Origin of the sequence: Nocardia vinacea NBRC 16497 (assembly GCF_000308835.1) — a bacterium.
GTDB lineage: Bacteria > Actinomycetota > Actinomycetes > Mycobacteriales > Mycobacteriaceae > Nocardia > Nocardia vinacea.
The window spans coordinates 40,059-61,616 of the sequence record NZ_BAGN01000177.1 but is presented as its reverse complement, the minus strand read 5'-3'; the positions used below and the strand labels follow the sequence as shown (position 1 = coordinate 61,616).

Genomic DNA, 21,558 nt, shown 5'->3' with positions numbered 1-21,558 from the left:
TAGGAGAGAACACAAATGGCAGAAGTACTTGTGCTCGTCGAGCACGCCGACGGTGCGATCAAGAAGGTCAGCACCGAACTGCTCACCGCCGCGAGCGCGCTGGGTGAGCCCGCCGCCGTCGTGACCGGCCCGGCCGGTACCGGCGAGAAGCTGGCCGACGCGCTGGCCGCCGCGGGCGCCGCGAAGATCTACATCGCCGAATCCGACGATGTCGAGAACTTCCTGGTCACCCCGAAGGTCGACGTGCTCGCCGGTCTGGTCGAGTCGATTTCCCCGGCCGCCGTGATCGTCGCCGCCACCGCCGAGGGCAAGGAGGTGTCGGGCCGCCTCGCCGCGCGCATCGGCTCCGGCCTGCTCGTCGATGTCATCGACGTCAAGTCCGACGGTTCGGTCGTGCACTCCATCTTCGGTGGTGCGTTCACCGTCGACGCCAAGGCCACCGGCGACGTGCCGGTGATCTCGGTGCGTCCGGGTGCCGTCGAGGCGACCGCCGCGGCCGGTGCGGGTGAGAAGGTGACCGTCGAGGTGCCCGCGCAGGAAGAGGGCGTCGTGAAGGTGACCTCGCGCGAGCCGATCGTCGGTGGCGACCGTCCGGAGCTCACCGAGGCGAGCATTGTCGTCTCCGGTGGTCGCGGTGTCGGTTCCGCCGACAACTTCGCGGTCGTCGAGGCGCTGGCCGATTCGCTCGGCGCCGCCGTCGGCGCTTCGCGTGCCGCCGTCGACTCGGGCTACTACCCGGGCCAGTTCCAGGTCGGTCAGACCGGTAAGACGGTCTCCCCGCAGCTCTACATCGCCCTCGGCATCTCCGGCGCCATCCAGCACCGCGCCGGTATGCAGACCTCGAAGACCATCGTCGCGGTCAACAAGGACGAAGAGGCCCCGATCTTCGAGATCGCGGACTACGGCATCGTCGGCGATCTGTTCAATGTCGCCCCGCAGCTGACCGAAGCGGTCAAGGCCCACAAGGGCTAGGCTGCCCCGCCTCTCCGCGTATTCGGGCGGGCCGGTCAGGCGCGGCGCGAGTCGTGTACCCGGCCTGCGGATATCGGTTGGCTCGGTCGGCCCGTCCCCGGTGAGTTACCCCTGACTCGCCAAATCTGTTGTTGCGTAATGCAGCAACAGATTTGGCGAGTCTTTTTTGCGTTCTCGGGTAGACGCGAACCGTCGCGTGGGTGGGCTAACCTGCGAGTATGGCTGTTCCTACGACTCGGATGCTGGTGCTCGCGGTGGTGCGGCTGCTGCAGCCGGTGCACGGTTATGACGTTCGGCGCGAGTTGTTGTCCTGGCATGCCGACGATTGGGCGAATGTGAAACCCGGATCGGTGTACGGGGCGCTGAACACGCTGCAGCGCGAGAAGCTCATCGAGGTGGAGGGCGTCGGTCAGGCGGGGGCGCGTCCGGAGCGGACCACTTATCGGCTGACCACGGAGGGGGAGAAGGTATTCGGCGAGATGGTGCGCGAGGCGGTGTGGTCTCCCGAACAGCCGAAGAACCCGTATTTCGCGGCGGTGGCCCTGCTGCCACACCTGCCGCGCGAGGAGGTCGTCGCGGCGATGCGCGGGCGCATTCTGAAGTTCGAATCGGATCTGGTCTTTCTGGAGCGCGAGGAGCAGCGCATTCTCGCGGGCAGCGGCAATCCGGCGGAGACCGAACCGCATCATGTCGCCGATGCCATGCGGCTGGCCGCCGACCATGTCCGGGCGGATCTGACCTGGACGCGCAAGACCTTGGAGCGCATCGAGAGCGGTGAGCTGGATGTGTGGACGAACTGGTCGCGGGTGGACGGCGGCCCCATGACCGTCAAATGAGGCCCTTCTCAAATGATCAAGACTGAATAGTAAAGCTTGACTATTTAGTCGGTCGTTTCTACCGTTGTTCAGGTGGAAACGACCGACTCCGTTCGCGATCGCACCCGCACCTTGGTGATCCGGGTGCGCGGGCTCACGCGGACGTTCGAAACCAAAAGCGGCCCCGTCCAAGCGGTTACGGGCGTCGACTTCGATGTGTACGAGGGTGAGATCCTCGGTCTGCTCGGCCCCAACGGCGCGGGTAAGACCACGACGCTGCGAATGCTCAGTACCCTCATCGCCCCGACCGCTGGCGAGGCGGTCATCTCCGACGCTGATCTACGGGCCGAGCAGCGGACCGTGCGTTCGCGCATCGGCTACGTCGCCCAGGGCGGAATGACCAATGACGATGCCCTGGTCATCGACGAATTGGTGTTGCAGGCAAGGCTTTTCGGGCTGAATAAGGCGCAGGCCACGCACAATGCCGAAGAACTACTCGTCGCGCTCGACCTGGATGGACTCGGCCGGCGCAAATGCAACCAGCTCTCCGGCGGTCAGCGCCGCCGCGTCGACATCGCGCTCGGCCTGGTGCACGGCCCGGCGCTGATCTATCTCGACGAGCCGACCAGCGGCCTGGATCCGCAGAGTCGCGCGAATCTGTGGGAGCACATCCGGCGCCTGCGTGAGCGAGGCACCACGATCGTGCTCACCACCCACTATCTGGACGAGGCCGACGCACTGTGTGACCGTCTGCTGATCATGGACCACGGCGGCATCGTCGCCGAGGGCTCGCCCGACGAACTCAAGCGCCGCATCTCCGGTGACGTGGTGAGCTTCGAAATCGATGACGGCCATGCCGATATCGCACTCCAGGTCGCCCAGTCGGTGCTCGAGGTGCGCTCGCTGGTGCGCTCGGAGGATGCGGGTGCGGACCGGATCGGTGCGACGCTGGTGCATCTCACCGTGGATCGCGGCGATGCCGCGGTCGTACCCCTCTTGCGTGCCATGGACGAGCGGGGTCTCGTACCGGGTGCGCTCACTGTCAAACGTCCCAGCCTCGACGATGTCTTTCTCACCATTACGGGGCGTTCGCTGCGGGAGGCGAGTCACTCATGAGGTTCATGCGCGAGACCGGACTGATCTTCTGGTCCCAACTGCGGGCGAATCTGCGAAATCCGGTGTGGGTCTTGATCGGTCTGTCCCAGCCGGTGCTGTATCTGGTGCTGTTCGGGCCGCTCGTCAAGGGCATCGCACCCTCGCTCGGCGCGGATTCCGATCCGTGGAAGCTGCTCACGCCCGCGTTGGTCATCCAGACCGGGCTGTTCGGCGCGATCTATGTCGGATTCAGCATTGTGGCGGAATTGCGCGCGGGCGTCGTCGAACGGCAGCGTGTCACGCCCGCGAGCCGGGGCGCACTGCTGACCGGGCGCGTGCTCAAAGACATGGTCGTGCTCGTTGTCCAAGCGCTGGTGCTCGTCGGAGTTGCCATGGCGGCCTTCGGGGTTCGGCCGGATCCGCTCGGCGTGGTGCTGTCGGTGTTGTTGATCGCGGTGATGGCAGCTGGTTTGGCCGCAGCGTCCTATGCACTGGGTCTGTGGGCCAAATCCGAGGATGTACTCGCCTCGGTGCTCAATAGTCTTGCGGTGCCGCTGATGCTGCTGTCCGGCATTCTGCTGCCGTTGAGCGTCGGGCCGGGCTGGTTGCGCACGATCGGCAAGGTGAATCCGTTCTCGCACACCGTCGATGCGGCCAGGGCCCTGTTCCGCGGTGACTTCGGTGCGTCCGAGGTGTACCTCGGCACCGGGCTCACGCTGGCGGTCGCCGCGGTGGCGATGTTGATCGGCGCACGTAGCTTCACCCGCGAGAACGCCTGACACCGATGCCGCGAGATCTGCTCGGTGACACAGCAGATCTCAGCGGCGGTGCAATCCGGACAGCAGCGTGGTGAGAATCGGCGAGCGGCGCGCATCGCTGCGCAAGACCGCGGAGACCGGGATCCGTAGTCGGTGCTCGGCGAGGTGCAGGACGACCAGACCCTCGGTCGGGCTGTCGGCGTAGAGCACCGTCCAGGCGTCCGGGCGATTGATCAGCTCCATGGTCGCGGTGTGGTCCGGTGGAATCGGTGGACCGAGGGTGGGGCCCGCGGCCAGATCGGCGAAGGCGGCCCGAATCACATTGTGCAGCAGGACCTGTTCCTGCTCGGGCGGGAGCAGCAGCGGATACGGGCTCAGGTCCGCCAGCGTCACCTGGTCGCGCGGGGCCAGCGGATGGGCGGCGGAGGTGGCGATGACGAGGTCCTCGATCCACAGCTTCTCCACCGCGAGACCGGGCTCGTCGACACTGCCGCGGATGAGCGCGAGATCGCAGTCGCCGTCGGCCACCGCGGTGATCCGCTGCCGGAACGGTTTGATGACGAATTCGATCTCGGCATCCGGATGCGCGGCGCGCGCCCCGGCGATCGCGGAGAGGGATCGGGTCGCGAAGGACATATTCGCGGCCAGCCGGATGCGGTGACCGGAGGTGCGCACGGTGGCGCGGATGGCCGACTCCAGACTGAGCATCTGTTTAGCCAGGGGAAGTAGCCGCATGGTCGCGTCGGTCGGCACAACGGCCCTGGTCGAACGCTCGAACAAGGCTACGCCGAGGTCACGCTCCAACCGGGCGATCTGATGGCTGATCGCCGATTGGGAGATGTAGCAGCGGGCCGCGGCCCTGCTGAAACTCAGCTCCTCGCACACCGCGACGAAGTAGGTGAGCTGGCGAAGCTCCACTTGATCTCCAATTCATGAGCGATCCAGATAAGAGTCATATCTATTATGCGCCTGAACACGTGAAATATCTGCGGATCGAATGACGGTTGGTAATGAGAGAAGGAGGCTGTCATGGAACACGCAGATGTTGTCATCGTTGGATCGGGATTCGGGGGGCTTGCCGCCGCTAAGCAGTTGGCCAAATCGGGCATCAATTACGTTCTTATCTCGAGTACTCCGGAGCATCTCTTCCAGCCGTTGCTCTACCAGGTCGCGACAGGTGTGCTGGCGTCGCACGAGATCGCCCCGCCGATCGCCTCGGTGCTGCGCAGGCATCGGGAGGCCGACGTCCGGCTCGGCAAGGTCGTCGCCATCGACGTCGACAACGCGGTGCTCACCTACGAGCACGACGGCGAGCGCACACAGATTCGCTACGGCTCGCTGATCGCCGCCACCGGCGCCTCGCAGTCGTATTTCGGGCGCGACGATTTCGCCGATAAGACGTTCTCGCTCAAGACCATCGACGATGCGAAGCTGCTGCGCGCACAGATCGAACGCGTCTTCACCGAGGCCAAGGGCGCGGATGCGGAGACCCGCAAGCGACTGCTGAGCTTCGTGGTGGTCGGCGCGGGCGCGACCGGTGTCGAGGTCGCCGGTCAGCTGAAGGAACTCGCGAAACGGCACTACCACCAAGAAGTTTCGGTGACCCTGGTCGAGGGTGCGGGCGAGGTGCTGCCGCCCTTCGGTGGCGGGCTCTCGGAATACGCGAAGGCATCGCTGACCAAGAGCGGTGTCGAGGTGCTGCTCGGCACCTTCGTGACCGATATCGAATACGGCAAGGTGACTGTCAAGGACAAGCAGGGCATCGAGCGCCGGATCGCGGCCGAGACGGTGGTCTGGTCGGCGGGTGTGCAGGCGGGCGGGTTCGCACAGATCCTTGCCGAGGCCACCGGCTGCGAAACCGACCGCGCCGGAAGGCTTTTGATCAATCCGGACCTGACCGTCGGCGGACATGCCGATATCTACGCCATCGGCGATATGACCTCGCTCAACGGCTATCCGGGCCAGTCGCCGGTCGCCATGCAGGAGGGCAGGCACGCCGCCGACATCATTCGCCACAAGAAGCTCCCCGGCACCCCGTTCAAGTACTGGGACAAAGGCAGCATGGCGGTGATCAGCCGGTTCAGCGCGGTGGTGAAACTCAACGAGCACATCACCTTCCGCGGCGTCATCGCGTGGACCATGTGGCTCGCGGTGCACCTGCTGTACCTGGTCGGATTCCGCAACCGTTTCGCCGCCGTTGCCTCGTGGCTCGTCGCCTTCATCGGCACGGGTCGCCCCGGTTTCGACGAGGTGGACGCGGTGCCGGATCCGGTGCGGATATCGGAGCGCGACGCCGCCTGATCTATTCCGAAAAGGTCACAGATCAGGCAAAAGGCGGCGGTAGCGATGCGGGAGACGGAACGCGACGCGACAGTTCGGTGAACGCTCGGTGTGATCATCATCTCGTTCACCGAACCGGCATCGAGGCGACACTTCGAGGTTGCTCCGGCGCAGTTTCGGACTGGCTTCATCACGGATATGACTATTTCGTCCGTGTTGACAGCCCCGGCTCGACCGACGGACTCCGGGGCGGAACGGTCTCGGTATTCGCTGGTCGTCTCCTCCGATTCGGCGCACCGAGTGGCCGCGCAGCGCCTGCGCTACGGCGTCTTCGCCAGTGAGCCCGGCTTCCAGATCCCCGACAACGGAACGGGTCTCGACGCGGACCGGTTCGACCAGCACTGCGATCACCTGCTGGTCCGCGACGACCGGACCGAGGAATTCGTCGGCTGCTACCGAATGCTGCCGCCGGACAAGGTGACTGCCGCGGGCGGTTACTACACGGCCACCGAATTCGATCTGGCCCAACTCGATCCGGAGGGCAACCGGATCGTGGAAATGGGCCGTGCGTGCGTGGTGCCCGATCACCGCAACGGCTCGGTGCTGACCCTGATGTGGGCAGGCATCCTGCACTACATCCAGCTCACCGGATACGAATGGGTGATGGGCTGCGTCTCGGTGCCGATGCAGGACACTCCGGCCGATCCGGCCGGTGTGAATGTGCGCGGTGTGCGGGACATGCTGCTCGGGCGCCACGGATCTGATCCCGAGCGGCGGGTGCACCCCTACCGCCCGGTGGTCGTCGACGGGCTGACGCTGGACGAAATGACACCGCCCGCGCGCCCGAAGCTGCCCCCGCTGCTGCGCGGCTACCTGCGCCTCGGTGCGGAGATCTGCGGCGAACCCGCGCACGATCCGGATTTCGCCGTCGCCGATTTCGTCGCACTGCTCGGCCTGGACACGATCAACACCCGCTACCTCAACCGATTACAAGATGCGGCCAATGCACTCGACGGGGGTCGGTGAGTCAGATGGTGTTCGACGCGCCGCCCGCAGAGCGCACCGCGCATTCCTGGATGCCGTCGAGCCCATGTGGGCCCGGCTGCATCGATCCGGTCGATCAGATCGGTACCGCACGGGTGATCGGCCGACTATTCGGTGTGGCCGGATTGTTGGTCAGCTTTCCCGTTGTCAATGTCGTGACGCCGCGCGGACGGCGCGAACAGTTGCAGCGGCGGTATGCGCGAACTGTTCTGAGCTGTCTCGGGATTCGGTTGCGCGTTGTCGACAACCGACCCGGTGCGGCGGAGTTTGCCGATGCGCGCTTCGGTGATTCGGGTGCCGGGCTGCTGATCGTGGCCGGACATATCGGCTGGACCGATGTGGTCGTCATGGCCGCGGTGCAGCCACTGGGTTTCGTGGCCCGCGCCGATATGGTCGATTGGCCGCTGCTCGGTGGCCTGGCCAAACTCATGCGGGTCATTCCGATCGAGCGCGAACGGCTGCGCGAACTGCCCGGTGTGGTGGCACGTCTCGGTGAACGGCTGGCGGCGGGGGACCGCGTCGCAGTATTCCCCGAGGGAACGACATGGTGTGGCCGCGCCTACGGCACCATGCGGCCCGCGCTCTTCCAAGCGGCGGTCGACACCGGAACATCGGTGCAGCCGGTGCGCCTGCGGTATCTGGACGCGCACGGCACCCAGTCGACCATTCCCGGATTCGTCGGTGACGACAGCTTCGGCAGCTCGGCGAAGCGGGTCCTGCGCTCGCGCGGCATGGTGGCCGAGGTGGTGCTCGAGCCGGTCGAGAATCCCGGACTCGATCGCCGTGATCTGGCTCGCCGGTGCGAACAGGCGGTGCGCGGCGCGGACCTGTCGCGCCACGGGGCCATCGAGGCATCGGATTGGATCGAGGCGACGGCAACTCGCGTACAGGATCCGGAGTCGGCCGAGGACCGGCCGCAACGGCCGTCGCGGCGATTGCGACCGTTCCGGCGCGGGGGCACCAGGCACCAGGTTGCCGAGTCTGCGGTGTCCACAGACTGATCGAAGGGCACGGTCACGAGGCCGACTGGGCGACTGCCCAGTCGGCCTCCGCCATTTTCGACCGCGAAATGGCTCTGCCGCAATAGATTTCGATGCTGTGAGCAGCGCCGATATCCCGTGAAACGCGCGTGAGATGCCGGTGAAAGGCATCGCCCGGATGCTTGTTCGCAACCGCACCGACCGGCTGGGAGGAGCCGGCGCGGAGCGGAGAACAGGATCTATTTCGCGGGGAGGATCTCCATGTCCAGCAGCGTCCGTCGGTGCGTTGGATTCATCGGTGTGGCAATCGGTCTCGCCGTATTGGCGACCTCTGCGACACTGCCCGCCGTGGCCACACCGAATGTCGGTGTGACCGGCGAGCAACTCAGCAAGGCGACCGTCACCGAGCCGATCCATATCGCTCCGGACGGCCCCGTCGATGTCCAGTTCTCCGTGCTCACCGTGGCCCCTGGCGGCAGTGTCGGCTGGCATTCGCATCCCGGCGACGTGCTCGTGAATGTCGCCGATGGCATCGCAACTCGATATGAGGCCGACGACCGGCAGTGCGCACCAACCACATTCGGTGTGGGACAAGGCTGGGTCGAGCACCCGCGCCACGTACACACCGTGCGCAACGAGACCGACAAAACGCTGACACTCGACGTCGTCCTCATCACGCCCGCCGGCCAACCCTCCGGCATCAGCGAACCGGACCCCGGCAACTGCCGGTTCTGAACCCGAACCCGCACAAGTGAAAGGAGGTAATCCCATGATCGAGACAGGAGTCGACGACGGCCCGACCTGCTGAAACCGAGGGGATCGCCCGTGCGTACCGGGCGATCCCCGCTTTCATCCATAGGAGATCAGTCATGCGCCATGGCGCGCTCGTGGTGATCGCCGCAGGCTCCAGCGCATCGCTGGTCCTGCCGCTCTATCTGACGGAACTTCGTAAGACCCAGCCCGGCGAGATCGTCGTGCTCCTCACCCGCAGCGCGGAGCGATTCGTGCCACGGGAAGTAGTCGGCTGGTTGGCCGACGAAGTCATCACCTCCGACAGTTCGACCCTCAATCCGGTCGAACTCGCGTTGACCTCGAATGGCATCGTGGTGCTTCCGGCCACCGCGCACCTGGTTGCCGCGTCGGCGCTGGGACTCGCGTCGACGCCCGCGACGACCACACTGCTCGCTGCGCCTCGGCCCTGCCTGTGGTTTCCGCATATGAACAAGGTCATGTGGGACAAGCCCGTGATCCAGCGGCATGTGGCAAGTCTGCGGGCGGCGGGCGAAACGGTCGTGGAGCCGGAATCCCGTGTCGTGTACGAGATGTGGCGCGGGGCGCGCGGCGACGGTGTGTCGATGGTCCCGCCGGACAAGGCGGCCGTCATCGTCCGCGAGTGGTTCGATGAGCGCGCGTAATGTATTGCGGCAGAGTGATTTCCGGTTGCTCTTCGTCGGTCAGACGGTATCGATGGCAGGGGATGCCCCGGCGGTGCTTGCGCTCACCTTCGTCGTGTTGGAGATCGGCGGATCACCTGCGGCGCTCGGTGGCGTCCTCGCCGCCCGCTTCGTGCCCCTTACCGGACTGCTGTTGCTCGGCGGGGTGCTCGCGGACCGGTTTCCGCGTCGAGAGTTGATGATCGCGGCGGATCTCACCCGCGCGGCCGCCCAGGGCGTGCTGGCGGTACTGCTCGCGTTCGGGACGGCTCAGCTGTGGCAGATCATGGCGTTGCAGGTGATCTACGGCGGCGCGCAGGCACTGTTCACGCCGGCGTTGGGCGGCATCGTCGCGCAACTCGTGCCCGCCGACTCGCTGCGCGCCGCGAATGCCCTGGTCGCCATGTCGAGCAGCCTGCTCCGCGTTGTCGGCCCGGCATTGGGTGCGGTCCTCATCGCGGTTGCGGGACTCGGTGCGGCCGTTGCCGTCGATGCCGCCACCTTCCTGATCAGCGCGGTTGTGCTGCTCCGGATCCGCCGACCGGCCGCGAGCACGCGGACGACACCGGAACCCCTGTCGACCGCACTGCGAACCGGCTGGCGCGAGGTGGCGTCCCGAACCTGGCTGTGGACCTCGATCGCGAATTTCACCGTATTCAGCGCGGTGGCGGTGCCCGCCGTACTCGTGCTCGGGCCGCAGGTCGCCCAGCTGGAATTCGGCGGTCCGGACGGCTGGGCGGTGATCATGGCGACCTTCGCCGCGGGTGCCGTACTCGGGAGCGCGGTCTCGCTGCGCGTATCCGTCGCCCGCCCGGCTGCGGTCTGCGCGGCGTTGCTGGCTGTCGCGGCGGCGCGGCCCGCACTGCTGGTCAGCGGGCTCGGTTTACCGATCATCGGCACCTACAGCGCGTTGTCCGGAGCCGCCGTCTCGATGGCAATGGTGTACTGGCGCACACTTTTACAGGAGCGGATACCGCTGGCGGTGCTATCGCGCGTCAGATCGATCGATGATTTCGGCTCGACGCTGCTCACCCCCGTCGCCTATCTCGCTACCGGGCAACTGGCGGCGTACACCGGGCTGCACGGGGGAATGGTCCTACTCACCACGCTCGCGCTCGCCGCCAGTGTCGCGACCGTCGCTGTGCCCGCCGTTCGGCGGGTATCCGGCGGCACCCACGCCGCGCCGTCCGGCGATGCCGACGCGCGGATCGCGGGAGTATCAGGTGGTGGTCAGGTCACGCATCGCCGGTGATTCGCGGACAAGCAGCCGTCGCCAGCCGCGAGCGGGACCGGGGACAGCACAGCTCGCGAAGGAGTTGATCCGTGGACGCAGCACGGTCGCTGCGCGATTGCTGGCAGGGGCGCAGTCGGGTCGGGTACGTTGACTCGAGGCGAGTACGCGCACGGCGATACCCCCGAACGGGCGGAATCGTCGCGTGATCGAACTCGGCGGGCGATCGGCGGCACGGCACCTTCTCCGAGGGAGCGGCGCTATGGATCTCAATACGATCACCGATATCGTTCGGCGACCTTCCGACCGACCGGGCGCGGCTTGGCGCGACGGCGACGCGTGGCTGGCCGGGGGGACGTGGTTGTTTTCGACCGAGCAGCCGGATCTGCGCCGTCTCATCGATCTCACCGCACTCGGCTGGGACAGCCTGGTGCCGAGCCCGGTCGGTCTCGAGATCGGCGCGACGTGCACCGTCCGCGAGCTGAATTCCTTTGCGCCGCCGAGTGACTGGCCCGCCGGAACGCTGTTCACCACGTGCTGTGAGGCGTTCCTGGCCTCGTTCAAGGTCTGGAACGCGGCAACGGTGGGCGGCAACATCTGCATGTCTCTGCCCGCGGGCCCGATGATCACACTGACGGTCGCGCTCGAAGCCACCTACACCCTGTGGGCTGCCGATGGATCCGAACGCACCATCGATGCCGCCGACTTCGTCCTCGGCGATCACCGGAATGTCCTCGGCCCCGGCGATATCCTGCGTCGCATCGATATCCCGGTCGCCGCGCTTCGCAAGCGGTGTACGCATCGGCGCTTCAGCCTGACACGCCTGGGCCGCTCGACGCTTTTCCTGATCGCCACCCAGTCGCCGGGGACCGCGGACCTGCTGCTCACCATCACCGCGGGCACGACCCGCCCGGTGCGCTTGGCGTTCGACACCACGCCCGACGCCGATGTGCTGCGCGAGCGCATCGACGCCATCCCCGAAGACCTGTGGTTCAGCGACCCGAACGGCACGCCCGACCATCGGCACCATCTGGCCGGGTACTTCGCCGAGGAGATCCGCGTCGAGCTCAGCGAAGGCGGTCGGCCGTGACATACACCGTGAACGGAAACACCTTCGACGCCGAGCCGAATCCGGGTCAATGCCTGCGTACATTCCTGCGCTCGCTCGGCTGTCACGGCGTCAAAAAGGGGTGCGACGCGGGCGATTGCGGCGCTTGCACGGTATGGCTGGACGGCGATCCCGTGCACAGCTGCATCACGCCCGCCTTCCGTGCCGAGGGACGCGCGGTCGTCACTATCGAGGGCCTCGGTTCGCCCGCGGACATGCACCAGATGCAGCGGCAGTTCCGTGACGGTCCCGGCTTCCAATGCGGCTTCTGCACCGCGGGCATGATCATGACCACGGTGGCGCTCACCGACGCCCAGCGGCAAGACCTTTCGCGCGCGCTCAAGGGCAACCTCTGCCGCTGCACCGGCTACCGGGCGATCGAAGACGCGGTGCATGGTGTCGCCGAGATCGAGGTCGCCCGGCCGGGCCGAGTAATCGGGACCAGCGTCGGAACCCCGGAGGGCGCCGACGTGGTGACCGGTCGCGCCGAATTCACCATGGACACCGCGATCGACGGCTTGTTGCACCTGAAGATGCTGCGTTCTCCGCACGCCCATGCCCGCATCGTGTCGATCGACAAGACCGCGGCGCTCGCGGTTCCCGGTGTGCATCGCGTTTATACCTGGGAAGACGTGCCGCGCAAGCGCTTCACGACCGCGATCCACACCGATCACCTCGTCGATCCCAGCGACACCTACATCCTCGACAACGTGGTGCGCTTCGTCGGCCAACGCGTGGTCGCGGTGCTGGCCGATACCGTTGGTGCCGCCGAGGAGGGCTGCCGCAAGGTGGTCGTCGAGTACGAGGTACTGCCCGCGGTTTTCGATCCGGAAGTGGCGATGGCCGACGGCGCTCCCCAATTGCACGGCTCGCACGATCCGTTCGTGCACGATCCCGAGCGCAACATCCTGCTCGAGATCCACGGGCAGGTGGGTGATATCGAGGCGGGCTTCGCCGAGGCCGATGTGATCCACCAGGGCACGTATTTCTCGCCGCGCGTACAGCATGCGCATCTCGAGACGCACGGATCGATCGCGTGGATCGAGGACGGTCGTCTGCACGTACGCACCAGCTCCCAATCGCCCTCCATCGCCAAGAACAAGCTCTGCTATCTCTTCGACCTGCGTCCCGATCGGGTGCGCGTGTTCTGCAAGCGGGTCGGCGGCGCGTTCGGCGGTAAGCAGGAGGTGATCACCGAGGATTTGGTCGCCCTTGCCGCATTGGATACCGGGCGGCCGGTCTGTTTAGAGTTCACACGCGAGGAGGAGTTCACCACGGCGTCACCGCGGCATTCGATGTCGCTGACCGTCGAACTCGGCGCGCGGGCCGACGGCACGCTCACCGCGATCCGGGTCCGCAATGTGTCGAACACCGGCGCCTACGGCAACCATGGCGGCGAGACGCTGTTCGCCGGTGGGGCCGCTATCGCGACCTACCGCTGCCCCAACAAGAAGTTCGACGCATATTCGGTCTATACGAATACCGTGCCAGGCGGCGCACTGCGCGGCTACGGAATGACCCAGCCCGCATTCGCGATGGAGTCCGCCATGCACGAACTGGCGGTCGCGCTCGATATGGATCCGCTCGAGCTGCGGCGGCGCAATATCGTGCGTCCCGGTGATGGTCTCGTCGCATTCGACGACGGCCCGGACGATGTCATGTTCCGCGAGGACGGTCTCAGCCGATGCATCGATCTCGTCGATGACGCACTGCGGCGCAACACCGCCGAGCCGCCACCGGGCGGCGAGTGGCTCATCGGCGTTGGCACCGCCAGCACGCTGCACGAAACCGCGCCCCCGACCGACCACCTCTCCGAGGCCTGGCTGACCCTCGGCGACGACGGCAGCTACGAGCTCGCCGTCGGTACCGTCGAATTCGGCGAGGGCACCCCGACCGCCCACGTGCAGATCGCGGCGGACCGGCTCGGCACCACGCCGGCCCGGGTGCGCCTTGTGCAATCCGATACCGACCGAACGGGTTTCGATACCGGCGCATTCGCCAGCGCCGGACTTTTCGTCGCCGGAAACGCGGTGCTGCGGGCAGCCGAGGCCCTGCGCGATCGCATCCTGTTCTTGGCGGCCGAACATGCGCGGGTCGATATCGCTTCGTGCGCGATGGACGACACCGGGGTCGTCTGCGGTGACAGCCGCATATCGCTGTCGGAGCTGATCGAGGTGGCGCGCCGCCGCGGCATCCGATTGACCGAGGCCCGCAAGGCTTTCGGATCGCCGCGCAGTGTCGTTTTCAACACCCACGGCTTCCGGATCGCCGTACACCGGATCACCGGTGAGATCCGCATCCTCTACAGCGTGCACGCCACCGACGCCGGGGTCCTCATCAACCCGGCGCAGGTGCGCGGCCAGATCGAGGGCGGTGTCGCGCAGGGCATCGGTTTCGCATTGACCGAGAACTTCCACGTCGACGCGAACGGTGCGATGGTCAATCCGAACCTGCGCAATTACCGCATCCCGACCTACGCCGATATACCTCGCACCGAAGTACTGACGGTCGACTCCGCCGATTCCGTCGGGGCGATGCACTCGAAAGGCATTGCGGAGTGCTGCGTCAACCCGGTCGCGCCCGCGCTGGCCAATGCGCTGGAGGACGCGACGGGCGTCCGATTCCGCGCGCTGCCGCTCACGCCCGAGCGCATCTATCGGCGACTCACACCGGTTCCGGCGCGACCCGAACTGTGAGGAGACTGCGATGGCCGGGAAACCCACCGACAGTGCGGCGACGGTCATCATCGGCCAGAAGGTGCGCCCGGGTTTCGAGAAAGCATTCAAGTCGTGGCAGGAGGACCTGAACGCCGCGGCATCGGGTTATCCGGGATTCCTCGGAGCCGAGATCGCCGCTCCGACCGCGGTGCAGCCCGAATGGGTCGTGGTCTACCGCTTCGACTCCGTCGGTCGTCTCCAGGACTGGATAAACAGCGCTACCAGGCAGGAATTCCTCGACAGCGGGCAGCATTACTTCGACGGCCCCGCCACCCAGCAGGTCATCAGCGGCGGCACGCGACCGGTGGATCCCCTCGTGACGGTCGTGGTCACCCATCGTGTGGCGCCCGACAGCGTCGCGGATTTCCTTGCGTGGCAAGCAGATCTGAGCCGGGAGGAGGCGAAATTCGAAGGCTTCCGCGGCACCGAGCTGTTCCGCCCGATCGAGGGTGTGCAGGACGAGTGGACGGCGCTCTATCGCTTCGATACCGCGGCGAACCTGGCCACGTGGCTCACCTCGAAGCGGCGTCGCGAGCTCCTCGCCGAGGGCGAGAAGTTCAGTGACTTCGAGTTGCGCACCATCGATAACTCGTTCGGCAGCTGGTTCGCCTTCGACGAGAACGGCACCGAGACTTCGGCTCCGTCGGATACCAAGACCGCCATCGCGGTATGGGTGGGTCTCTACCCGACCGTCGTGCTGCTGACCCTCGCGCTGTCACCCTTGAAGATGCCGCTGTGGCTGGGGTTGCTGATCGGCAACTTGTTGTCCAGTTTCGTGATGAGTTTCTTCACGATGCCGTACTACGTGAACCGGTTGCTGCGACGGTGGCTGCGCCCGCCCCCCGATACACCGGCGGCCAAGACGAACCGCCGTGGCATCGCCATAGTCGTCGCCGTCATGCTGGCGTGGGTCGTCATCTTCTACGTGGTGACGACCAAGCTGTGGTCGTTGCCCTAACGGCCACCCAGCGGTGAAGGCCCAGTCGGTGCGGGAATGGTGCTCAACAGTGTCGGTGCCAAGGTTGTGGCATGCGGGTCGGCTCGGTCCAGCCCGAACTTTCGGATCTCGCCCCCGTTCCCGGCCTGCCCGCTGACGAGCAGATCCGCGCCGGAGGTCGTGCTGGTGGTCCCCACCCGCACCCCGCCGGTGAACGGGACGAACGAGGCGATCTCGCGGAACGCGACTGTGCTCGCATGATGGTTCGGGTTCTCGGTGTACATGGCGGGCTGCCCGTCGAGCCGTGACCCGCTCGACCACACGCGCACCGTGCCGTCGCCGCCGAGCATGCCGGTGACGATGCTCTTCGCCCCACCCTCGGCACCGGCCACCCACCCTGTCGAAAGTGCGACACCGTCCCGGTAACTCTCGTCGAAGGCCAAGAACTCCGAGGTCATCGTCGGCTCGCCGGAATGATCGGTGTGGTTGTCGTCTTTCGCCGACGCAGTCGGCCTGTACAGGTCATAGCGGAAGGCCTTCACACGCGGCGCGTCGCCGGGACCCGGAGCGGTCACGATGCTGGCCCGGCCCGACGCGGTATCGACCATCCCGGTGGCGACCGTGACGCCGGTCGTCGATCCGGGATAGGGCGTGAAGCTCGAATACTGCTCGGGCGCCTTGCCGCGCTCACCGGGCAAGGTCGAAGAGAACACCTTGACCTGCGATTCGATGCCGGGACCCGAGCCGACGATGATGTTGTCGGCCAATGCGTTGCCATCGATATCGGCGCCAGCGACGTTCACGCCGCCGCGGAAGTCGGGTCCGAACGGCGCGAACCGAGTCAGTTCGGTGTTGAAGGCCGCGCCGTTGTAGGCCACGACCTCCGAGCTCACTCCCGCACCGGTACCGGCCACCAGATCGAGCACCCCGTCACCGTTCACATCGGCCATCGCGACGGTCGGTGTGCCCTCGAACGAAGGGAACGGCGTGACCGTCGCGATCAGCCTGTCGCCATTGCCGTCGTATATCTGGATCGTCGCGGGTTTACCCGGCGAACCCGGTATCGCCACCGCATAGGTCGATACCTCGGGGATTACATTGACGAGCGCCATCAGGCCGTTGTCCTCGTGATTGAGTCGATGGCAATGGATTACGAAGGTGCCGGTGTACTCGGTGAACTTCATGCGCAGCGTCACCGAGGCGGGCACGAGCGGGTTCTCGTTCTCGTCGGTGACCGGGGCGGGCACATTGATGTTGTCCGCACCCCACATCTGCACGCCGGTCCTGGTATTCGCCACCGGATCCACGATTTCCATCACCTGCATGTCGTTCACGTGGATGTGCATCGGGTGCTCGTCATTGTTCAGGTTGGTGATCAGCCATTCCTCGACCGAGTCGAGTCGCGGTTGGAGCAGCGGGATATTCGGGAAGGTGTTGTCGTCGAACTCGTAGGTGAACGCCTTGGGATCGCTGCTGCTGGCCTTCTCGTTGCCGAAACCGCCCGTGACCGTCAGTGTGCGCCGCACATCGGGCGGTACGGCCGACGTGTCCACGAAGGAGGTGTAAGCGTCGAGCTGCTGGCCGGGCACGAACGGGGTGGTCTTGCCCGTGCCGTCGTCGGGCCGCACCTGGATGAGCTTCTGGGTGGGGAAGATGAAGAAGCCGTCCTCGTAGCTGATGAACGAGGGGTCGACACTGAGTGTGCCCAGTACGGCCGGCGGGTTTTCGGTGCCGTTATTCGTATAGAGCACACCGGGATTCGTGACCGGGCGGGCTCCCGGCAGGGGTGGCATCTCGAGTACGAGATCACCGGTTGTCGGCATTGTCACCGCGATCGCGTATCGCGACCCCGGCGGAATGACGAGACGGGTGCCGTCGCCGTCGACCGGCGGGTGGACCTCCGAGGAGGGAACGCCGTCCTGGCCGACGATCGCGAACTTCGGATGGCTGCCCGTCGCGGTCTCGGTCAGTGTGACCGGCAGGTAGGCGAAGTCGCTGATATTCGCCAGGACCCAGATCTCGGTCTGCCCAGGGCTCAGCTGCAACGAGGGCTGGAACTGTCCGTTGATCGTGAACTGCACATCGCGCTGGTTGTCGGGCAGCGTCGGGTCCGCCGGGATCGCGATGGGCGGCTGAGTCGCCGGTTCGCTGGTGAAGCTCTGCAGGTTGCTCGGCACGAATTGGGTCTGCCCCCGATGGTTGGCAGGCGACAGCGGCCCGCTGTGCCAATTGGTGACGTACCGGGAGCCCTCGGTCGTCTCCGCGAAGTTCACCGGGGCCAGGCTCGGCCGGTAGGTGCCGTCGGCGAGCTGCGCTCCCTCCGGCGGCCGCAGTGTGCTCACATACTGCGGCCAGTTCGGGTCGTTCAGCTGGTGGCCGCGGCCCTTGCGGTCGAAGACGAAGTTGTACTGCAGCGCCATATCGCGGATCGGGATGTGGTTCCGCGTCACCAGCGGCAGGTTGCCGTCGGGCCGCCCGATTTCCAGCAGACCCGCCAGCCCCTTGTAGGTCTGCTGCGCCGTGACCGTGTGGCGATGGCTGTGGTACCAGTACATGCCATTCGGCATGCTCTTCGGCACCGCGTAGTCGAAGACGTTGCCCTTGCGCGCGGGGATGTCGAGCAGGACATTGTCGGCGTTGCCGTCGGGGCTCACGTGCAGTCCGTGGGTGTGCAGGTTGAGGGGCGAGGTGGTGAGGGCAGGCGGGTAGATCGGTACATCCCCGCCGACGGGGGTGAAGGCCGGGTTGTAATAGTCCCTGATCGTCAGCCCCTCGAGATCGTTGTCGAAGTGCACGATCAAGCGTTCGCCCGGATCGACATGCAGCGTCGGCGCCGGATAGCCGTTGTCCCCCTTGACCGAGCCATCCGAGGCGGTGCCTCGGATGAGCTCATAACCGAAGACCAGGAAATTCGAAACCGGTTTCGAGACCGTGTCGAGCGCGACAGTGCCCTGATGCGCCGACAGCCGCACTTCGAGCACGCCGTCCTTGCTCGTCAGCTCGACCGGCTCCCGGTACGCGACCGGGGCGGCATGGGGACCTGTGTTACCACCGCCCGATGTCGTGGACCGATCGGACGCGCACGCTGCGGTCAGCAGTGTGATCGACGCGGCGATCGCCACGATCGCGACAATCGGCCTCCTGCGATGAGTGACCATGGGTTCCCGTTTCCACGCCGGCGGCTGGGTTCCGAAGCATCGATCGACGACCCAAAGACTACTCAGGAAGCGGATTCGCTCGCTCGGATTTGCCGTCGGACCAGGCGCTGACCATCGGGGACGCACCGGGGCGGGGAATACCGGAAGGCGGTCATCGGGTTGCGCATCACGGGTGAGTCGCGGACAAATCGGCGAAAGCGGCGGGATACCCCGAAGATGTGCAGGTCAACGGTGGGATAGGCTTTGACGGTCATGAAGTCGGCACAAGGATTCGCCTGGATCCCATCGTTGACCGACAAAACCCGACAAAACCCGTTTGTGCAGGTAGATCGATTCTGGTCATCCTATGGCGGCTCGCCGTGTCCCATCATTTCCCAGCGTGACTCGGCGCTAAATCGTAGAAAAATTGTAAATCTGGGTCGGGCTGTTGTGTGTCCGGCAACGCAGCAGACGATGATGCCAGCCGGAGCGTCGCCGGTCACATCACACGCTTACCTCGTCCGCGACCGCCCAATCTCGCTGTTCTGATCACCAGCCGCCGCACCCGGGCATGGTCGATAGTTGCTGAATGAGCTGCCTGAACGGGGCGGGCCGCCACTCGTCGCTTCGGAGCTGTTCACCAACCCGAAGTTCGAGGCGCACCGGCACGACGAACCAGATTTCTGGCCAAGGGCGATAGGGGGCGTTCCGTCTGTCGTTCCCACGCATGGTGTGCAGACCCTGGCGGGGCACGTCGAACAAGGGAACGGGGACGACCTGCGGCCTCGGGCCGGTGACTGGTGATCGAAGCCGATTACTATCTATAGGCGGACTCAGCCGAGGTCACGAGTCAACTTGAACTCCTGAGTGGGGGTCAGGGGTTCGAGTCCCCTTAGCTCCACAAAAACACCAGGTCAGGCCCGGTCTTAGACCGGGCCTGACCTGTTTTATTGGATCAGGCCCCACGTTTACCCCACGTTTTGATCCTGCTTTTCGGTCGATGCGGCTATGGGCCGTCGGGATCTGGGTCGCTAGTCGGCGGGGTGGTTCGGCGGATGTGTGCAGGCCAGCGTCTGGAGGGCACCTTCATACCAGGCGTGGACCGCCAACCAAAGGTATGGTGCCTCCCCCTCGTCGTCCTCGAGTTCCTTCGCCTTGCGGATGAGGTACTCCAGCATCGGGTTGTCCGCGTCTGGGTAAGGGTAGGGGAAGGCTTCGCCTGCTTTGGTGATGCTGGCGGCCCTGTGGTCGGGGTGCCCGTTCGCGATGATGCGGGTCGACTGGCGAGTGACGTATTCGGTGGGGATGACCGCTGGTCCCTTGAGATCCATTCGTGCCTCGGGTTGGTGGGCGGGGAACGATCGACCTGGGCAGTCTCTCATGTAATCGCCCGTACGGGATCTCGAACCCGAAGCTGTCGGCCGAGATCGGGCGTCACGGGGAATTGAGCTGCCGCTCGTATTCTCCTTCGATTTCGACGCCACCGGCGATAGTTCGGGCGAGCGAGGCTATTCCGTTGTCGCAGGTTCGATTCCTCGGCAGGACACGCAAAACATGGGCAACTGAAAAACGCCTGGTCATTGTGGGTACTTATCCAATCTAAGCGTCGCGATGACGGTGCGTTGGTAGCCCGCCGCTACCGTTTCAATGGAGCCCTCGGCGGGGCACGCTACAGATGGGAACGGTCGTGACCAGCAGGTTTGGGCCGGACAGCTGATTGTTGAAGCCGAATTCGAGTTATCGCCTGAGCGGTAGGACTGATCAGCCCGTGCTGCGCGTCGGTTGCCGACGGGCGGCACGGGACGCCCACCGGCACGCGCGGCTTGGCGATCAGACCCGTCGGGTCAGATGGAAGAGGTTAGGCTGAAGCGTTGTCGCGTCCGGGTCGAAGAGCTACTGGTTGATTTCTTGGCCGTGGTTCATCGAACCTTCGGGCGGCACCTCAGCGTGGCGTCATCAACAGTGGCAAAGCTGTTCCTCGGCCATCACACTCGCATTGTTCGAGAGAGGGCAGTCTGACATGAAGGCGTTCCTTGTCGAGTCCTATGGTGAGGGTGGACTACGGGCGGCAAACGTTCCTGAGCCAACGGTAGGTCCGCGTGATGTTCTGGTCCAGGTTCGCGGCGCCAGTATCAACCCGCTGGACAAGATGGTTCGTAACGGCGAGTTCAAGCAGCTGCTGAAGTACAGGCTTCCGTTCATTCTGGGGCATGATGTCTCCGGTGTTGCGACGGAAGTCGGCGCGGGCGTTCGTGGATTTCAGGTGGGCGATGAAGTCTATTCTCGGCCGAGGGATCTCAGGATCGGCACCTTCGCCGAATTTATCGCGATCGACGAAGAAGATGTAGCGCTCAAACCGCGATCGCTTTCGTTCGAAGAGGCCGCTGCGGTCCCGCTGGTTGCTCTGGCCTCCTGGCAGCTGCTAGTCGATCTCGCACACGTCGAGCCGGGTCAAAAAGTCCTCGTCCATGCCGGTGCGGGCGGCCTCGGCTCGACCGTTATCCAGGTCGCCAAGTATCTGGGCGCGTATGTGGCCACTACTGTGAGCACCGGCGATGTCGAGAAGGCGCGCCTCTTGGGCGCGGATGAGGTGATCGATTACACCAAACAGGATTTCGCTGAGATCCTAGCGGGATATGACGTCGTCCTCGACTCTCTCGGGGGTGCCAACCTGGAGAAGTCCTTAACAGTGCTCAGGAGCGGCGGGCTCGCAATCAGCGTGGTCGGCCCGCCCGACTCTTCCTTCGCAAGACAACTCGGCCGACCCATCCTTGCCCCTGTTATGGCGCTGTTGAGCCTCGAGATTCGCTGGAAGGCGAAGAAGCTGAAAGTGCGATACTCCTTCTTCTTTATGAAGGCCGATGGCGCACGCCTCGCGGAACTGGCCGCACTCTATGACAACGGAACCTTGCGACCGGTTCTCGACCGCACATTCCCGTTCGATCAGACTCTCGAGGCCATGGCCTACGTTGAGCAGGGGCACGCCAAAGGGAAGATCGTCGTCAAGCATTGAGTGTTGAGGGTCCCGGGCACTGTCTGAGCTTTGCGGCG

17 protein-coding genes are annotated in these 21,558 nt (G+C 65.3%); 14 read left to right on the top strand and 3 right to left on the bottom strand.

The features are described 5' to 3' along the window. Nucleotides 1–15: 15 nt before the first annotated feature. From ON44_RS23905 to ON44_RS23890, 4 genes are all read left to right on the top strand, one after another. On the top strand, nt 16–972 hold the full coding sequence (locus tag ON44_RS23905; RefSeq protein ID WP_040693841.1) for an electron transfer flavoprotein subunit alpha/FixB family protein: 957 nt from the start codon (nt 16–18) through the stop codon (nt 970–972). A gap of 218 nt (nt 973–1,190) precedes the next feature. Next, nucleotides 1,191–1,808: a PadR family transcriptional regulator gene (locus ON44_RS23900; RefSeq protein WP_083898097.1), complete on the top strand. Its 618-nt coding sequence runs from the start codon at nt 1,191–1,193 to the stop codon at nt 1,806–1,808. 72 nt (nt 1,809–1,880) lie between these two features. After that, nucleotides 1,881–2,903, top strand: coding sequence for an ABC transporter ATP-binding protein (locus ON44_RS23895; RefSeq protein ID WP_218007628.1), 1,023 nt, complete (start codon nt 1,881–1,883; stop codon nt 2,901–2,903). Continuing rightward, nucleotides 2,900–3,661, top strand: a complete 762-nt coding sequence (locus ON44_RS23890) for an ABC transporter permease (protein WP_040693836.1) — start codon at nt 2,900–2,902, stop codon at nt 3,659–3,661. The genes ON44_RS23895 and ON44_RS23890 overlap by 4 nt, the downstream gene beginning before the upstream one ends. A 39-nt stretch (nt 3,662–3,700) precedes the next feature. On the opposite strand, the gene ON44_RS23885 is transcribed toward ON44_RS23890, so the two are convergent. After that, nucleotides 3,701–4,558 carry a LysR family transcriptional regulator gene (locus ON44_RS23885; RefSeq protein ID WP_040693833.1) on the bottom strand — a complete coding sequence of 286 codons (858 nt, stop codon included), beginning with the start codon at nt 4,556–4,558 and terminating at the stop codon, nt 3,701–3,703. A gap of 111 nt (nt 4,559–4,669) precedes the next feature. Between ON44_RS23885 and ON44_RS23880 the strand changes: the two genes are divergently transcribed. From ON44_RS23880 to ON44_RS23840, 9 genes are all read left to right on the top strand, one after another. Then, nucleotides 4,670–5,941 (top strand): NAD(P)/FAD-dependent oxidoreductase, encoded by a 1,272-nt coding sequence (locus tag ON44_RS23880; protein WP_040693830.1) that lies wholly within the window; start codon nt 4,670–4,672, stop codon nt 5,939–5,941. 177 nt (nt 5,942–6,118) lie between these two features. Next, the gene (locus ON44_RS23875) at nt 6,119–6,946 is read left to right on the top strand and encodes a GNAT family N-acetyltransferase (RefSeq protein ID WP_040693888.1); all 828 of its coding nucleotides are present in this window, start codon (nt 6,119–6,121) and stop codon (nt 6,944–6,946) included. 5 nt (nt 6,947–6,951) lie between these two features. Beyond that, the gene (locus ON44_RS23870) at nt 6,952–7,965 is read left to right on the top strand and encodes a lysophospholipid acyltransferase family protein (protein WP_245567306.1); all 1,014 of its coding nucleotides are present in this window, start codon (nt 6,952–6,954) and stop codon (nt 7,963–7,965) included. A gap of 240 nt (nt 7,966–8,205) precedes the next feature. Beyond that, nucleotides 8,206–8,679: a cupin domain-containing protein gene (locus ON44_RS47025; RefSeq protein ID WP_083898096.1), complete on the top strand. Its 474-nt coding sequence runs from the start codon at nt 8,206–8,208 to the stop codon at nt 8,677–8,679. Between the two features lie 134 nt (nt 8,680–8,813). Beyond that, nucleotides 8,814–9,359: a flavoprotein gene (locus ON44_RS23860; RefSeq protein WP_040693827.1), complete on the top strand. Its 546-nt coding sequence runs from the start codon at nt 8,814–8,816 to the stop codon at nt 9,357–9,359. After that, a complete protein-coding gene (locus ON44_RS23855) occupies nt 9,346–10,629 on the top strand; it encodes an MFS transporter (protein WP_040693825.1) in 1,284 nt (427 codons plus the stop codon). The genes ON44_RS23860 and ON44_RS23855 overlap by 14 nt, the downstream gene beginning before the upstream one ends. A gap of 241 nt (nt 10,630–10,870) precedes the next feature. After that, entirely contained in the window at nt 10,871–11,698 is an 828-nt protein-coding gene (locus ON44_RS23850) for an FAD binding domain-containing protein (RefSeq protein ID WP_040693822.1), read from the top strand. Then, nucleotides 11,695–14,412, top strand: a complete 2,718-nt coding sequence (locus ON44_RS23845; protein WP_040693820.1) for a molybdopterin-dependent oxidoreductase — start codon at nt 11,695–11,697, stop codon at nt 14,410–14,412. The genes ON44_RS23850 and ON44_RS23845 overlap by 4 nt, the downstream gene beginning before the upstream one ends. A gap of 10 nt (nt 14,413–14,422) precedes the next feature. Beyond that, nucleotides 14,423–15,391 carry an antibiotic biosynthesis monooxygenase gene (locus tag ON44_RS23840; protein WP_040693817.1) on the top strand — a complete coding sequence of 323 codons (969 nt, stop codon included), beginning with the start codon at nt 14,423–14,425 and terminating at the stop codon, nt 15,389–15,391. Here ON44_RS23840 and ON44_RS23835 read toward each other — a convergent pair. Together ON44_RS23835 and ON44_RS23825 are read right to left on the bottom strand one after the other, a co-directional pair. Beyond that, nucleotides 15,388–18,528 carry a multicopper oxidase domain-containing protein gene (locus ON44_RS23835; protein ID WP_040693814.1) on the bottom strand — a complete coding sequence of 1,047 codons (3,141 nt, stop codon included), beginning with the start codon at nt 18,526–18,528 and terminating at the stop codon, nt 15,388–15,390. The two genes, ON44_RS23840 and ON44_RS23835, sit on opposite strands and share 4 nt — an antisense overlap. 1,010 nt (nt 18,529–19,538) lie before the next feature. Next, nucleotides 19,539–19,838, bottom strand: a complete 300-nt coding sequence (locus ON44_RS23825) for a hypothetical protein (protein WP_040693809.1) — start codon at nt 19,836–19,838, stop codon at nt 19,539–19,541. Nucleotides 19,839–20,527: 689 nt separating this feature from the next. On the opposite strand from ON44_RS23825, the gene ON44_RS23820 reads away from it, so the two are divergent. Beyond that, nucleotides 20,528–21,520: an NADP-dependent oxidoreductase gene (locus ON44_RS23820; RefSeq protein ID WP_040693807.1), complete on the top strand. Its 993-nt coding sequence runs from the start codon at nt 20,528–20,530 to the stop codon at nt 21,518–21,520. The last annotated feature ends 38 nt before the right edge of the window (nt 21,521–21,558 follow it).